Annotated in this window: 11 protein-coding genes and 1 pseudogene; 5 read left to right on the top strand and 7 right to left on the bottom strand. The window is 44.4% G+C overall.

Annotated elements, in window-relative coordinates:
* Positions 1–56 precede the first annotated feature (56 nt).
* Positions 57–566 carry a disulfide bond formation protein DsbB gene (dsbB, locus tag IQQ51_RS05725; RefSeq protein WP_032545975.1) on the bottom strand — a complete coding sequence of 170 codons (510 nt, stop codon included), beginning with the start codon at positions 564–566 and terminating at the stop codon, positions 57–59.
* A gap of 147 nt (positions 567–713) precedes the next feature.
* Positions 714–2,306 (bottom strand): Na(+)/H(+) antiporter NhaB, encoded by a 1,593-nt coding sequence (gene nhaB, locus IQQ51_RS05730; RefSeq protein ID WP_048610560.1) that lies wholly within the window; start codon positions 2,304–2,306, stop codon positions 714–716.
* A 640-nt stretch (positions 2,307–2,946) separates the two neighbouring features.
* On the opposite strand from nhaB, the gene fadR reads away from it, so the two are divergent.
* On the top strand, positions 2,947–3,786 hold the full coding sequence (gene fadR / locus IQQ51_RS05735) for a fatty acid metabolism transcriptional regulator FadR (RefSeq protein ID WP_193840570.1): 840 nt from the start codon (positions 2,947–2,949) through the stop codon (positions 3,784–3,786).
* 193 nt (positions 3,787–3,979) lie between these two features.
* Here the strand turns inward: fadR and IQQ51_RS05740 are convergent, their stop codons facing one another.
* Together IQQ51_RS05740 and metG are read right to left on the bottom strand one after the other, a co-directional pair.
* A complete protein-coding gene (locus IQQ51_RS05740) occupies positions 3,980–4,459 on the bottom strand; it encodes a DUF1456 family protein (protein WP_193840571.1) in 480 nt (159 codons plus the stop codon).
* Positions 4,460–4,680: 221 nt separating this feature from the next.
* Complete coding sequence (metG, locus tag IQQ51_RS05745; RefSeq protein WP_017062160.1) at positions 4,681–6,741, bottom strand: methionine--tRNA ligase; 2,061 nt, start codon at positions 6,739–6,741, stop codon at positions 4,681–4,683.
* Positions 6,742–6,898: 157 nt separating this feature from the next.
* On the opposite strand from metG, the gene apbC reads away from it, so the two are divergent.
* The 3 genes from apbC (at position 6,899) to IQQ51_RS05760 (ending at position 11,107) form a co-directional block, all read left to right on the top strand.
* Positions 6,899–7,975: an iron-sulfur cluster carrier protein ApbC gene (apbC, locus tag IQQ51_RS05750; protein WP_048613198.1), complete on the top strand. Its 1,077-nt coding sequence runs from the start codon at positions 6,899–6,901 to the stop codon at positions 7,973–7,975.
* A gap of 257 nt (positions 7,976–8,232) precedes the next feature.
* Positions 8,233–8,874, top strand: a complete 642-nt coding sequence (gene udk / locus IQQ51_RS05755; protein ID WP_004734002.1) for a uridine kinase — start codon at positions 8,233–8,235, stop codon at positions 8,872–8,874.
* Positions 8,875–8,980: 106 nt separating this feature from the next.
* Positions 8,981–11,107: an AsmA family protein gene (locus IQQ51_RS05760; protein WP_193840572.1), complete on the top strand. Its 2,127-nt coding sequence runs from the start codon at positions 8,981–8,983 to the stop codon at positions 11,105–11,107.
* Between the two features lie 222 nt (positions 11,108–11,329).
* Here the strand turns inward: IQQ51_RS05760 and cobO are convergent, their stop codons facing one another.
* A complete protein-coding gene (gene cobO, locus IQQ51_RS05765; protein ID WP_048610567.1) occupies positions 11,330–11,935 on the bottom strand; it encodes a cob(I)yrinic acid a,c-diamide adenosyltransferase in 606 nt (201 codons plus the stop codon).
* A gap of 84 nt (positions 11,936–12,019) precedes the next feature.
* Between cobO and IQQ51_RS05770 the strand changes: the two genes are divergently transcribed.
* Positions 12,020–12,469, top strand: a complete 450-nt coding sequence (locus tag IQQ51_RS05770) for a low molecular weight protein-tyrosine-phosphatase (RefSeq protein ID WP_193840573.1) — start codon at positions 12,020–12,022, stop codon at positions 12,467–12,469.
* Between the two features lie 114 nt (positions 12,470–12,583).
* Here IQQ51_RS05770 and IQQ51_RS05775 read toward each other — a convergent pair whose 3' ends face one another.
* Both IQQ51_RS05775 and IQQ51_RS26695 read right to left on the bottom strand, forming a co-directional pair.
* Positions 12,584–14,131, bottom strand: a complete 1,548-nt coding sequence (locus tag IQQ51_RS05775; RefSeq protein ID WP_019823563.1) for a SulP family inorganic anion transporter — start codon at positions 14,129–14,131, stop codon at positions 12,584–12,586.
* 258 nt (positions 14,132–14,389) lie between these two features.
* Positions 14,390–16,077, bottom strand: a pseudogene (locus IQQ51_RS26695) (ribonuclease E); the annotation flags it as partial.

Genomic DNA, 16,077 nt, shown 5'->3' on the forward strand with positions numbered 1-16,077 from the left:
TAAAAAAGTCGACCTTTGGGTCGACTTTTTCGTTTCTGGACATGATGAGTTAATTGTTAGTCATTCTTTGATTTAACGAATTGAGAAATAACCACAAAACCGAAAGCAACTAAGTTGCCCGCGAAGATAATCACCAGCCACTGTGGCATTGAAAGCTCTAAGAACTGCCACACAACTTTGCTGCAGTCGCCGTAAGCCTCAAACATCCACGGAGCCCATTGATTTAAAGGAGCCCAGCTTGGGAAGGTCACGAACAGATCACAAGTAGCAAAAGGAGACGGATTAAACTGGTAGTCAACGTGTTCTAAAGCCAGCGTTAAACCTTTATATGCGCCAAATCCCCAGCCAGCAAGGCCTAACCAACGTGATATTGGGTTATTCGGGGCAATAGCACCAATCATGGCGGCAACACCGATAGCGAGCATAGCAACGCGCTCATAGATACACATCACGCAAGGGCCAAGCATCATCACGTGTTGGAAGAAGAGAGCGCACGCTTCAAAAAAGACAATAAAAGCCAGCAGTAAAAGCCAAGATAAACGTCCCTTAGAGAAGTCTTTAAGCATTGCAAAAAAGTTCACGAATTTAATCCCGTCTATAAAATGAAAAAGCCCTGATTACTCAGAGCTTTTTATCTTGGATAAGTTTCCTAATCAACTAATATTTTTGATTAGTTAGTTATACTTAATGTCGTTTGCGACACCGTGTTTAGCTTAGTGACCACCAGAGACAACTGGAGCAACAGCTTCACCAGTGCGCTGAATGATCCAACCTGCATCATAGAACCATGCTGTCATTGGCTCTACGAAGAACACAATGCCTGCTAGGCCAACAAGTGCCAATACGATGGTGTATGGCAACGCCATGATAACCATGCGGCCGTAAGACAATCGAATTAACGGAGCAAGTGCTGATGTTAATAAGAATAGGAATGCGGCCTGGCCGTTTGGCGTAGCAACAGAAGGTAGGTTAGTACCTGTGTTGATAGCAACAGCAAGTAGGTCGAACTGGTCACGAGTGATGATGCCTTCAACCAGTGCAGTTTTCACTTCATTGATGTAAACCGTACCGACGAACACGTTATCTGAAACCATCGATAGAATACCGTTGGCCACATAGAATAGTGCGAGCTGTGCGCCTTTATCTTCAACGTGAAGTACTGCATCGATCACTGGCTTAAATAGCCCTTGATCAATGATTACCGCAACGACAGCGAAAAAGACAGCAAGAAGTGCAGTAAATGGCAGTGCTTCTTCAAAGGCTTTACCCATCGAGTGCTCTTCAATTACACCAGTAAATGCCGTTGCTAAGATGATCACTGAAAGGCCAATCAAACCCACTTCAGCGACGTGAAGCGCAAGGCCAACAATCAGCCAAACTGCGATTGCACTTTGAACCCATAGTTTTGCTACGTCTTGTTTGGTGCGGTTTGCACGTTCTTTGTTGTCAAACTCAACCAAGATTTGGCGAACATTCATTGGCAGCTCAGCACCGTAACCAAACACTTTGAATTTCTCGACAAGCGCACAAGTTAAAATACCGCAGAAGAAAACAGGCAGTGTTACTGGCAGCATACGGATGATAAATTCACCGAACTCCCAACCTGCTTGCTTAGCAATTACCAAGTTTTGTGGTTCACCTACCATGGTCATTACACCACCCAGTGCTGTACCCACACCAGCGTGCATTAGCAGTGAACGTAGGAAAGCACGGTAGTTTTCTAGGTCATCACGAGTTAGCTCTGAGATCTCTTCATCATGAGTATGATCGTGCGAAGACGTTGTGCCCTTGCCTGATGCAACCTTGTGGTAGATAGAGTAGAAGCCGACCGCAACGCTAATAACTACGGCGATTACTGTTAGTGCATCTAGGAATGCTGATAAGAAAGCGGCAGCAACACAGAAGGCAACAGAGAGTAAAATTTTAGATTGGATGCCAAGCAAGATCTTCGTGAAAATGAACAAAAGCAGTTCTTTCATGAAGTAAATGCCAGCAACCATGAATACGAGCAAGAGTAATACAGGAAGGTTTGCTTGCAGCTCGTGATAAACCATTTCTGGTTTGGTCATGCCAATGGCGACTGCTTGAATAGCTAATAGACCACCCGGTTGAAGTGGGTAGCATTTGAGAGCCATAGCTAGAGTGAAAATAAACTCAACCACCAATAGCCAGCCCGCAACAAATGGGTCAACTAGGAAGAAAACAAACGGGTTGATGATTAAAAAGGAAATGATGGCAAGTTTATACCAATCAGGAGCTTTACCAAGGAAGTTCTTGATAAAAGCGTTTCCGAGAGACATCGGCATGTTAATACTCTTTTATGTTGATTATGAATAGACAAGCAATACAACATTTTGAGAATCGAGCTATAGAAATTGTTAAAAACTATAACTAACAGTGACTTAGAAAAACTACATTCCATGTAATGTTCTGTGGTCTTGCCAAGTCACTCCCTTAGAAACTCAAGCACTGCTTATTTTTGAGCGCAACTCTACTCTTAGATAACATTTAGTCAACAGGAAAAGCCCTGTAGCACTAAAAATACCTCTTTTTTGTTGAGAAACGCGATCAAAGTAGCGCAAGCATACCACTTAAAATGTGATAAAAACCGACTAGAATCAATATTTCAGCGAAATGATTGAAAATTACAGAATAACGACGGCTTATATATGATTATTACAACTTAATATTGCAAATTAATAGCTTTAAAAATATGACCAATCTCATTGATTTTAAAGAAAATTTGTTGTGTTAACGGTTTGTTGAAATGGTGGTTTAGAGTCGCTTGCTTTACAAACCTGAGGTGCAAACGTGTGCCGAACTTTAGAGTTATAACTCTAATGGTATTTAGGGTGAGTAAAATTTTTGAGGGTGTTTCCGCTAGGTGTGAACTAGTGGTATGATGAGTAAATTAGAACAGAATAATTAAATTGGATTGAAGTGTAGATGGTCATTAAGGCGAAGAGCCCGGCAGGATTTGCAGAGAAGTATATCATTGAAAGTATTTGGAATGGCCGTTTCCCTCCAGGTTCTATCTTGCCCGCAGAGCGTGAGCTTTCTGAGCTGATTGGTGTTACACGTACTACGCTTCGTGAAGTACTACAACGTCTTGCTCGTGATGGTTGGTTGACAATCCAACACGGCAAACCCACTAAAGTTAACCAGTTTATGGAAACCTCAGGTCTTCATATCCTTGATACGCTAATGACGTTGGACGTTGATAACGCAAGCAAAATGGTAGAAGACCTGCTTGCTGCTCGTACTAATATCAGCCCGATCTTTATGCGTTATGCATTCAAAGCAAACAAAGAAGCTTCAGAGCGTACTATCAGTAACGTAATTGAATCTTGTGAAGCGCTACTTGCGGCACCAACTTGGGATGAGTTCCTAGAATCGTCGCCATACGCTGACAAGATCAAACAAGCGGTAAAAGAAGATTCAGAAAAAGACGAAGCGAAACGTCAGACGATCTTAGTCGCGAAGACTTTCAACTTCTATGATTACATGCTTTTCCAACGTTTGGCATTCCACTCAGGCAACCAGATTTATGGCCTGATCTTTAACGGTGTGCGTAAACTGTATGACCGTATCGGTAGCTACTACTTCTCTAACCCAGAAGCACGACGTTTAGCGATGGACTTTTATAAAGAGCTGTTCATTATCTGTGAAAGTGGCGAGCGAGAAACTTTGCCATTAGTGATTCGTAACTACGGTATCGCAAGTGCACAAGTTTGGAATGAAATGAAAACGACATTACCAACGAACTTCACTGAAGACGACAGCTAAGCCATAGATTTACTATTGTTGTTCCTGTTTAGTCAGTGACGTAAAGAAAACGAAAAAGCGGCGAGATAATTCAATTATCTCGCCGCTTTTTATTTATCTGTCGTTGCTAGAAAATTATCCGTGGGTCAGTTACTTACCTATGACGAGTAATTTATCTATGTGTAGCAACTTAAAATTTATCTAGGATAGTAACTTACCCCGCAAACTCTTCTGAGTCTGGGCGGTTGGTAAATTGCACGCCGTTTAGAAAATCGCAAAGTAGTTGGTCTTCACACACTTTGTAGTTTTTGTTTTCTGGCTTGCGGAAGTAAGCGCCGATTTCGTATTTGCTCAAGCTAATGCCAACCACTTCTAGTACGTCCAAAACATCTTCTGCTTTCATGTTTAATGCGATACGAAGCTTCATGAAAATCATGTTGCTCGTCAGCGCAACTTCAGGTTTAGGTTGCTCGCCTTCTTTTTTGCCACGCTTAAGGTTGATAAAACCATTTAGGAATACCGCTAACTCTTTATCTTTCATCTTAGAGCATGACTTGTCGTTGTCGTCTTTTAGCCAGTTAATCACTTGGTCATGAGCAACGGTCACATCAGCTTGTTCGATAGCTTTGATGATTTGTGCATTTTTAAGGTTTAGTGCGTGTTGAATACGACGCAAGATTTCGTTGTTAGTCACTGGGAATTCCTAAAAAGGGTTTTAGAGTAAAGAGGTGTTGGTTTAGCCTATTTTTGTCGACGAACCAATTTCTACTCTACATAGCATAGTTGACGGCGACTCTAACAGAGAACGCTAATTTTCGGTAGATATAAAAAATCCCCAATGCTGATTCACTCTTTCAAGTCAAAAATGCATTAGGGATTTAGTGATGGGTGCTTGTTATCTGACTGGAGTCAGAATTACATTACACGCATACCAGGTTGAGCACCTTCGTGTGGCTCAAGGATCCATAGGTCGCTGCCGCCAGGGCCCGCTGCTAGGATCATGCCTTCAGACATACCAAACTTCATCTTACGAGGCTTTAGGTTGGCTACCATTACAGTTAGCTTGCCTTCTAGCTCTTCAGGTTTGTATGCTGATTTGATACCAGAGAATACTTGGCGAGTCTCACCACCGATGTCCAGTTGGAACTTCAGTAGTTTGTTCGCTTTTGGTACTTCTTCACAAGAGATGATACGAGCAATACGCATGTCTACTGCTGCAAAGGCATCGAACTCAATCTCGTCTGCGATTGGCTCTTTGTCTAGCTCAGTTTGGCTTGCTTGCTCTTTTTCAGCTTCTGCTTTTTCTTTCGCTGCTGCTTCAGCGGCTGCATCTTCTTTAGAAGACTCAACCATTGCTTCCACTTTCTTAGGATCAATACGGTTGAATAGCGCTTTGAACTTAGTGATCTCGTGATCAGTTAACGGAGTAGCAATCGCTTCCCACGTTAGCTCTTCGTTTAGGAAAGCTTCAGTGCGAGCTGCAAGCTCTGGCATTACTGGTTTCAGGTAAGCCATCAGTACGCGGAATAGGTTAATACCTACAGAAGAAACTTGTTGAAGCTCAGCTTCTTTGCCTTCTTCTTTTGCAAGAACCCAAGGTGCTTTTTCGTCGATGTACTGGTTAGCTTTATCCGCTAGTGCCGTGATTTCACGGATAGCACGGCTGAATTCACGAGTTTCGTATAGCTCACCGATACGCTCAGCAGCAGCAACGAATTCGTTGTATAGCTCAGGCTCTGCAAATTCAGCAGCTAGCTTGCCTTCAAAACGCTTAGTAATGAAGCCAGCGTTACGAGAAGCTAGGTTAACAATCTTGTTTACTACGTCAGCGTTTACACGTTGAGTGAAGTCTTCAAGGTTAAGGTCAAGGTCATCGATGCGGCTGTTTAGTTTCGCAGCGTAGTAGTAACGTAGACATTCAGGGTCTAGGTGGTTTAGGTACGTGCTTGCTTTGATGAATGTGCCTTTCGACTTAGACATCTTCGCACCGTTCACTGTTACGTAGCCGTGTACGAATACGTTGTTTGGCTTACGGAAGCCTGCGCCGTCTAGCATTGCTGGCCAGAATAGGCTGTGGAAGTAAACGATGTCTTTACCGATGAAGTGGTAAAGTTCAGTTGTGCTGTCTTTCTTCCAGTATTCATCGAAGTTTAGATCGTCACGCTTGTCACATAGGTTCTTGAAAGAAGCCATGTAGCCAACAGGTGCGTCTAGCCATACGTAGAAGAACTTGTCTTTTTCGCCTGGGATTTCAAAGCCAAAGTAAGGTGCATCACGTGAGATATCCCACTGTTGCAGACCAGACTCAAACCATTCCTGCATTTTGTTTGCAGTTTCATTCTGTAGAGAGCCAGAACGAGTCCACTCTTTAAGCATGCTTTCGAACTGAGGTAGGTCGAAGAAGAAGTGCTCAGAGTCTTTCATTACTGGAGTTGCGCCAGAAACCGCTGATTTAGGGTTAATTAGCTCAGTTGGGCTGTATGTCTCACCACAGTTATCACAGTTATCACCATACTGGTCTTCTGACTTACACTTAGGGCAAGTACCTTTTACGAAGCGGTCTGGTAGGAACATCTCTTTCTCAGGATCGAAAAGCTGAGAAATAGTACGGCTAGAAATGAAGCCGTTCTTTTTCAGTTCTAGGTAGATGTGCGAAGCCAGTTCACGGTTCTCTTCGCTGTGTGTGCTGTGGTAGTTATCAAAGCTGATATCAAAGCCAGCGAAGTCTTTTTGGTGCTCTTCACTAACAGCAGCGATCATCTCTTCTGGCGTGATACCCATCTGTTGAGCTTTAAGCATAATTGGCGTGCCGTGAGCATCGTCAGCACAGATGAAGTTTACAGTGTTGCCACGTAGACGCTGGTATCGAACCCAGATATCAGCTTGGATATGCTCAAGCATATGGCCAAGGTGAATAGAGCCGTTAGCGTACGGAAGCGCACAAGTTACCAAAAGTTGTCTTGGATCAGTTGCCATACTTAATAATTCGCTTTTTTGATAGGTATAAATTTGAGAGGTAATACTACTTTATAACGTGTGATACGCCAAGGTATCAGACAAAGGATTCCCCTAGTTTTTTAGGGGTTCAGTCTTCATCTCGTGGGTGATAGCATAAATAAAAAAAGGAGCCCCAATGCGTAACTTTACTTCTAAGCAAGATTTCTGTTCATGGTTGAATGAGTTCGAGTCACCAATCCTCATCCCAGAGTGGGCGCTACACCAAAATATTGTATCGGTTGATCCGCGTGGATCATTTGTTATCACCTTGCCTTTTGCTGCTAATCAGCTTGCGGTTGAATTGGAACAGTGGATCCACTCTCAGATTGAACAACAGCTTGTTAGCGCTTTTCAGTTTGAAGTAAAAGTGAAGCCGTCTGCGCTAGAAACCACAGTCGCGACGCCATTGAAGGGTGTTAAGAATATTATCGCTGTGACGTCGGCAAAGGGTGGGGTGGGTAAATCAACGACTTCAGTAAACCTTGCGCTCGCGTTATCTAAGTCTGGTTCAAAAGTGGGTTTGTTGGATGCGGATATCTACGGTCCATCAGTGCCTATGATGCTCGGCCAACTAGACGCGAAACCAGAAGTACAGAACAACAAATGGATGATGCCAATCGAGGCACATGGCATTTTCACTCACTCTATTGGCTATCTTGTGTCGAAAGACGATGCGGCAATCTGGCGTGGCCCTATGGCAGCGAAGGCTTTGGGGCAGCTAGTTAATGAAACTGTATGGCCAGAGTTGGATTACCTTGTTATCGACATGCCACCGGGCACCGGTGATATTCAGCTGACGTTATCGCAACAGATCCCAGTGACGGGCGCAGTAGTGGTGACCACTCCTCAAGATTTGGCATTAGCGGATGCGCGTAAAGGCGTAGCGATGTTCGATAAGGTAAGCGTGCCAGTGGCAGGCTTAGTTGAAAACATGAGCTATCATATTTGTAGTCACTGTGGTGAGAAAGAGCATATCTTTGGTGCTGGTGGTGCTGAAGCCATGTCAGAAGAGTTTTACCTCGATATTTTGGCACAGATCCCTCTTCATATTGATGTGCGAGAAGACATCGATGCAGGTTGTCCGACGGTGATTCGTCGTCCAGACAGTGAGCATACACGTCACTACCTAGAGCTTGCTGAGAATGTGGCTGCGAAGATGTTCTGGACCGGTAAGGCGAGACCAGAGGCGATTAACTTTTCTTTGGTTGAATAGCGAAAGATAATCAAAAAGTTGTGTTAATCATGTTGGATTAGATAAACAACGCTTGGATTTAGGCTGATAGCCATTGGGGTTGTGCAAATAGTTGTAGGCAAGTTATTTGAAAGCAAACGATTGTATTCATTAAATGCATTGATATCATCAATTTGACTGCAATTAGCTAAAATGGCGACTAGAATCTATGTGCTTTAGCCCCTATAATCAGGCGGTTTATCTCTTCCCACCACCAAACCATATCGGGTGCAAAATTAATGTCTGATAATAATCAATGTGTCATCGTAGGTATCGCTGGCGCTTCAGCTTCAGGAAAAAGTCTGATTGCTAGTACAATTTATAATGAATTGCGCGAAAAAGTAGGCGACCATCAAATTGGTGTTATCACGGAAGATTGCTATTACAGCGACCAAAGCCACTTGAGTATGGAAGAGCGTGTTAAAACTAACTACGATCACCCAAATGCACTAGATCATGATCTTTTATGTGAACATCTACAGCAGCTAATGAGTGGCAACGCCGTAGAAGTTCCTGAATACAGCTACACAGAGCACACACGTACTTCTGAAACGACTACACTTACTCCAAAGAAAGTGATCATTTTAGAGGGTATTCTGCTTCTAACAGACCCGCGTCTTCGTAAACTAATGCACGCAAGTGTGTTTATGGATACACCATTAGACATCTGTCTACTACGCCGTGTTAAGCGTGATGTAGAAGAGCGTGGTCGTACAATGGACACTGTACTTAAGCAATACCAAGAAACAGTTCGTCCAATGTTCATGCAGTTTATCGAGCCTTCAAAACAACATGCAGACATCATCGTTCCTCGTGGTGGTAAAAACCGTATTGCGATTGATGTACTAAAAGCGCACATTGCGAAGTTGTTGAAGTCTTAATCGAATAAAATTTTGCCTAAGTGACTCACTTAGCTTTATTTTTTACCGAATCAGTGGCACTTTTATAGTGCCACTTTCTTTTGGAATCTAAGCAAGGAATATGCGGATGAAGAAACTACTCATTTTCATAGCTGTACCAGTGTTTGTTGTCGTTGCAGCAATTCTGGCACTAGTGCTGTTAGTGAATCCCAACCAATTTAAGCCATTAATTGTCGAACAAGCCCAAAAACACACAGGCCTAGAGCTCGTGATCGAGGGTGATATCAGCTGGCAATTCTTCCCATCCATTGGCTTTGAACTTGGTCAAACTGAATTACGTAACCCTGAAGGGTTCACCCAACCAAACCTATTTAAGGTTGATACGGTTGGCGTTGATGTTTCTGTTACTCCGCTATTTAGCAACCAACTAGAGATCGGCAACATTACTCTAGATGGTGCAGAATTCTATTTAGAAACGCTTAAAGATGGTCGTAAGAACATTGATGCACTAACGCAAGCGTCAGCGCCTCAAGAATCTGAGCCAGCAGTAGACACAAGTTCTGAATCAGCGCCTGCCCTTCAAGAGCAAACTACCACAGACGCATCGGGTTGGACGATCAACCTTGCAGGTGTAACTGTATCAAACGCATTGTTTGAAATGGACGACAAGCAAGCGGGTTCATTCACTAAGCTATACGATGTGTCTTTGAATCTTTCTGAGTTTGCCGTTGATACATGGACAACCGCGACGTTTGCGGCTTCTGGTGAAAACAACCAACAGAAGTTCTCTGCACAAGGTAGCGCAGAATTCAAGTTAGCTGAAGGCTTCGCAAGTTACGCACTTCGTAATATTGACTTAAACGCTAAGTTCAATGATCCATCGACGTCGATTGAGTCAGCAAAAATTGGTTTGAATACGTTTGAGTTCGATAAGGTAAACCAACTGACTTACGCTGTAATCGGTAACGCGGCTGGCCTTGACCTTGATCTTAAAGGTGGCGGTGAACTTACGGTTGATAGCGCGATTTCAAAAGTAACGCTGAACAAATTAACGTTAGACTCAACATTCAAAGGCGACACGCTTCCTCAGTCTCCAATGAAAGTCGACATGCTGTCTGACTTAAGCTTCGATCTTAACAAGAGCCACCTGAGCTTTGTGTTAGAGAAGCTACAAGCTAACGCTATTGCATTAGATGGTAAAGCAGACGTAACCCTATCTGAAATACCAAAGGTTCGTTTCTCTCTTCATAGCCCGAATATTGATTTAGATGAATTCCTAGGCTTAGGCAATACAACAGAAACAGCGAGCACTGCTCCTTCTGGTTCTGCTGGTGGCTCAACGTCAAACTCTGGTAGTTCAGCTCCTGCTAAAGAAGTGGAACCTGATCTGTCGGCTCTGAAAACGTTAGACGTGAAAGGTGACATCACGATTGATAAGTTCAAGGCGAACAACGCGAAGATGCAGAATGTTAAAACGGCATTTTCGGTTAACCGTGGTATCGCAGAGCTAACTTCATTCACCTCGAATCTTTACCAAGGTTCTATTTCAGCTACGGCTAAGCTAGACGCTCGTAAAACACCAGCGACTTACACGGCTAAGAAGAAAATCAAAGGCGTGAAAGTACAACCGTTACTGGTTGATGTTGCAGATAACGATATGCTGGAAGGTACCGGTAATATCGATGTTAACGTGAAAGGTAAGAGCTTAACTCCAACAGGAATCAAGAAGAACCTTGTCGGTACTATCGCGATTAACTTTGAAGATGGTGCGGTTAACGGCATCAACGTAGCTCAACTGATTCGAGAAAACTACGCTAAGATCAAGGGCGAGAAAGTTGAAAGCACAAATGAAGCTCAAAAAACGGACTTCAGTGCAATGAAAGCGACACTGAAAGTGGATAAAGGTTGGGTTTCAACGAACGACTTGTCGGCACAATCACCACTACTGCGCGTTACTGGTCAAGGTAAAGCAAACTTCATCAATGAAACGGTCGATTTCCTTGTACGTACATCAATTGTGGGTTCACTTGAAGGTCAGGGTGGTAAGAGTATCGACGACCTGAAAGATGTGACGATCCCAATTAAGGTAACCGGCCAATGGGCTGACCCGAAATTTGCACTTGTTTTTGATGATGTGTTGAAGCAGAAAGCGCAGAAAGAAATTGACCGTGGTGTGAACAAGCTAACGGACAAGATCAAAGACGAGAAAACCAAAGAAGCAGTTGATGGTTTATTGAAAGGTTTCTTTAACTAAACGTTTCTAACTCGTATATAAAAGAAGCGCCATTCCTACTGTAGGAATGGCGCTTTTGTTTGGGTGCTTATAATACTTTCGAGAGATTCCCTATGACACGCGTCACTCGTTCTAGGGGATGACGACAGGTCTAATCCTTTGTTCAAGGGCGAGACAGCGCCTAGTAGTCGTCATCCTAAAGAGGGAAGAATGACCGAGTCGGGGATCTCTGGTTGAGTGCGATTACCAGTCAACGCCTTGAAGCGCTTTTACACCAGACTCGAAAGCGTGTTTAACGTTACGAACTTCAGACACGGTATCGGCCATGTCCGTTAAAGTGCGGTGCGCTCCACGGCCAGTAATGATCACGGACTGCATTTTCGGACGGTTGTTTAGAGCTTCTACTACTTCATCCAGTTCAATGTAGCCGTAACTCACCATGTAAGTCAGTTCATCAAACAGAATCACATCAATTGACTCATCGGCTAGCATACGCTGACACTCTTTCCACACGCGCTGTGCGGCTTCGATATCTTGAGCCTTGTTTTGAGTTTCCCAAGTAAAGCCAGTGCCCATCACTTGGAACTCTACATCGAGCTTTTGGAGAACGTTCTTTTCGCCGTTATCCCATGTTCCTTTTACAAACTGAGCGACGGCACACTTCTTACCATGACCAACCGCACGCGTAATCGTACCAAAACCGGATGTTGATTTACCTTTACCGTTACCAGTGATAACCAGCAATAGGCCTTTTACTTCTTGTGCTGCAGCGACACGAGCATCGACTTGTTCTTTTACTTTCTGTTGTCTTGCTTTGTGGCGTTGTTCTTTGTTGTCTTCAGTCGACATAACAAATCCTTTTAAGTTGTGATTGCGCCTATCATAGCCTAACTTAACGATAGCAAAAACCATCGGAAGAACAGGTGATTAGGGATGAAAAAGATACTCGTAGTTTGTATGGGGAATATTTGCCGTTCGCCAACAGGTGAAGCGGTGCTAAGGAAGAAAGCGCAACAGCTGGGTATTGATGTTGTGGTCGACTCTGCAGGGACGATTGGTTTTCATCAAGGCAACCCGCCAGACTCGCGTTCGAAATTTGCAGGAGAGAAGCGAGGCTACAGCTTTAAGGGGATAACTTCTCGTAAAGTGGTAGATAATGACTTCGAAGAATTTGACCTGATACTCGTGGCCGATAGGGCGAATCTAGATGACTTAATGAGCCAGTGCCCAGTTCACCTCCAATACAAGCTTGCGCTATTTTTGAGCTTTGGAGAGTCACAATATCAAGAGATCCCCGATCCGTATTATGGTGAGGGAAATGGCTTTGAATTGGTGTTGGACTTAATCGAAGAGTCTAGCGAAGCGATACTGCGTTCAATGTAGTGTAGGAACAATGTTCGTCTTTTGGTGATCAGCGCAAGGGCTGACCGATAGGTATAAAAAAGGCCGACATTGAATGTCGGCCTCTCTAAATCTAACTTAAAGCTACAGCTAAGATTACTTAGACATTACTTTGTAGATTGGGTCTTCTGCAACGTTCGCTTCAACTAAGCTACCTGCCTTGTGCAGCATAGCAACACAGTCTTGGCTTAGGTGGCGAAGGTGAAGTGTTTTACCTAGCGCCGCGTAACGGTCAGCAATCGTGTCGATCGCTTCAATAGCAGAGTGGTCAGTCACGCGTGAGTTTGCGAAATCAACGATTACATCTTGTGGATCGTTGTAAGCGTCAAACAACTCTAGGAAGTTAGCCGTCGAACCAAAGAAGATTGGGCCGTTAACTTTGTACTCTTTTGAGCCTTCAGCGTTTACTGATGTATCTGCGTAGATGTGTTTAGCATGTTGCCAAGCGAACATTAGCGCTGAAGCTACAACACCAACACCTACTGCTACAGCAAGGTCAGTCAGTACGGTTACCACGGTAACAAGAACGATAACGAAGAAGTCTTGTTTCGGAACGCGACGCGCAAGCTTGAAAGTAGCCCACTCAAATGTGCCGATAACAACCATGAACATTACGCCCACAAGTGCTGCTAGAGGAATCATTTCAATCAGTGCAGAACCGAACAGGATGAACATCAGTAGTGCAACTGCCGCTACAATACCTGAAAGACGACCACGACCACCTGAGTTCACGTTGATCATCGATTGACCGATCATCGCACAACCACCCATCGCACCGAATACAGAACACGTTACGTTAGCCATACCTTGACCAACACATTCACGGTTTGATTGACCACGAGTGTTTGTCATTTCGTCTAGTACTGTCAGTGTCAGCAGAGATTCAATCAGGCCGATAGCCGCAAGGATAATTGCGTAAGGCAGGATGATCTGTAGTGTCTCTAAAGAAAACGGAACAGCAGGAATTGAGAATGTTGGTAGAGAGCCCGCTAGCGTAGCAGCTTCGTCACCAGACATGGTACGTAGGAAGTCGACAACAGTGCGAGTTTCAAGGTCAAGACCCACAACCAAAGCCGTTACTGTAACAATAGCAACCAATGAAGATGGTACTGCTGTTGTTAGCTTAGGTAGGAAGTGGATGATAGCCATTGTAAGGGCTACTAGACCTAGCATTAGTGTCATTTGACCGCTTGGTAACCAAGTCAACGCACCTGTTACGTCTGGCGCTTTAAATTGACCAAGTTGAGCTAGGAAGATAACAATGGCCAAACCGTTCACGAAACCAATCATTACTGGGTGTGGAACGATACGGATAAATTTACCTAGTTTAAATACACCCGCTGCAATTTGCAGAAGGCCAGCCAGCATAACGGCTGCGAATAGATATTGAACACCATGGGTTGCCACTAGGCTCACCATTACCACGGCCATTGCGCCAGTTGCACCAGAAATCATACCTGGACGACCGCCAAAGACAGAAGTGATTAAACCTACGATGAATGCTGCGTAAAGACCAACCATTGGGTCAACGCCAGCAACAAAGGCGAATGCTACAGCTTCAGGTACCAGAGCTAGGGCTACTGTAAGACCTGAAAGCACGTCATTCTTTACAGAGTGCTTTGAAAATTGTGGGAATTCGAACATGTTTGCTCAGCTATGCTTAAGATGGATTTACCGACACGGGTGTATTGCGTAGCCAAACAGTGATGGAAAAGAGCGGCAATAGCGAAGTGTCGAAAAGATAAGTGCGCGAATGCTACCCAAAAATGTGATTAAGTTCAAGGTTGAACCTAACTTTGAGTAATATATCTGTTAATTTTTATTCGATTAGTAGATATGAAAAAGGCTGCTTTAATAAGCAGCCTTTGATTCTATTTACTTGCGATTATCTATCAGTAATCACTAGTAGTTTGGCTTAGTCATCGCCGCGCCAGCTTTGTTCGACGCTGCCTGACTGCCTGCACCTTTCGATACAAAACGTTCAGTGCGGAACGGAGCTGCAATCACTTCAATCTCTTTGATCTCTTGAGGACCAGGAGCTTTAGTCATTGGTGAGCCGGCTTGCTTCTTAGCAACTGCTGCCTTTGGTGCCGCTTTAGGAGCTTCTGTTTTTACAACAGGTGCTTCTTCAACTTTTGCACTTTCAGCTTTAGGCGCTTCAGCTTCAACAACTGGGGTTGCTTCTGCTTGCACAGCTTCGGCTACAATAGGCGCTTCAACTTTCGTCACTTCTGCAATCACTGGAGCTTCAACTTTCGCAGTTTCAACAACCACTAGTGCTTCTTCAACGACTGCAGGAGCTTCAACTACAGCAGGAGTCTCAGCTACTTGAGCTTCAACAGCAGCTTCTTCGCGACGGATAATCACTTTGCCCATAGCTAGTTCAGGACATGCGAAGCCGCCAGCCATTGCTACGTTGCTTTGTGGTGCCGTCTCTAGAGCAGCATTCTGCTCTTGAACAGATGTTTGAGCTTCAGCTGCTACTTGAACTTCAGCCACTTCAGGTTTTGCCTGCTTGTGGTGAGGTTTTGGAATGAAGCGAGGCATCACTTTACCCATAGCCATCTCTGGAGAAGCTACACCACCTTTACGTAGGCGGAATGGGTTAGGGCGACGATCACGACCGCGACGACGACGTTGACCACTTGCACGTAAGTGACGTGGAGAACGACGGTTACGACGTTGTTTCGGCTCTTCCTGTTCAGTTTGCTCTGCATTCGCTTGAGTTGCTTCTACTTGTTCCGCAACTTTTTGCTCTTGAGCTACTGACTGTTCTTTTGAAGCAGATAGTTCTTTAGCAATAACCTGCTCTTTTGAAGCATTATCTTCAGCTTGAGCTTGTTGGTCTTTAACACGAACTTGCTTGTTCAGTTTACGACGCTGACGACGCTCTTTAATCTTAGCTGCTTTCGCTTCAGGTTTAGCCTTAGGCGCTTCCGGTTTACCAGCTTGTGCTTCTGCTGCTAGCTGTAGACCTTCTTCTGCTAATTTAGATGGTGCTTGCTCTTCGCGTTGCTTCTGCTCATCACGTGGCTTGTTGCGACGGTCTTGCTTAGGCTTGCGAGGCTGACGAGTTTGCTGTGGAGCTGCTTCTTTTTGCTCTTCAGGCTTCTCATCACGAGCTGGCTTACGACGGCGTTTGTTGTCACGGTTTTCGTTACGATTGTCGCCACGTTCACCACGGTCGTTACGCTGTTCGCCACGCTCACCACGTTGGTTACGACGACGGTTATCGTTACGATCACGGCGTTGACGGTTGCCGTTGTTGCGATTGTTTTTAGGTTTCTCTTCTTCTTTCTTCTCTTCTTCTTTTTTCTCTTCTTGAGTTGAAGAGCCAAATAAGAAGCTACCGATAGCTTTGAAGAAACGACCAATTAGGCCTGGTTCTTGAGTCGCTGCTGGTTCAGCTTTCTTCGCTTCTACAGCTTTAGGTGCTGGAGCAGGGGTCGGTGCTGATTGAGCAGGAGCTGCAAAGCCTTTCAGAGCAGGTTCTTCGATCTTCTTAGGACGAATAGTCTGTTCAGCTGGCTCTTTGCTTTCAGCTTCTTTTAGAGCTTCTAGCTTGTTAGGCAGCAAGTAAGACAGTAGAT

It is taken from the genome of Vibrio sp. OPT18, from assembly GCF_015163615.1.
Taxonomy (GTDB): domain Bacteria; phylum Pseudomonadota; class Gammaproteobacteria; order Enterobacterales; family Vibrionaceae; genus Vibrio; species Vibrio coralliirubri.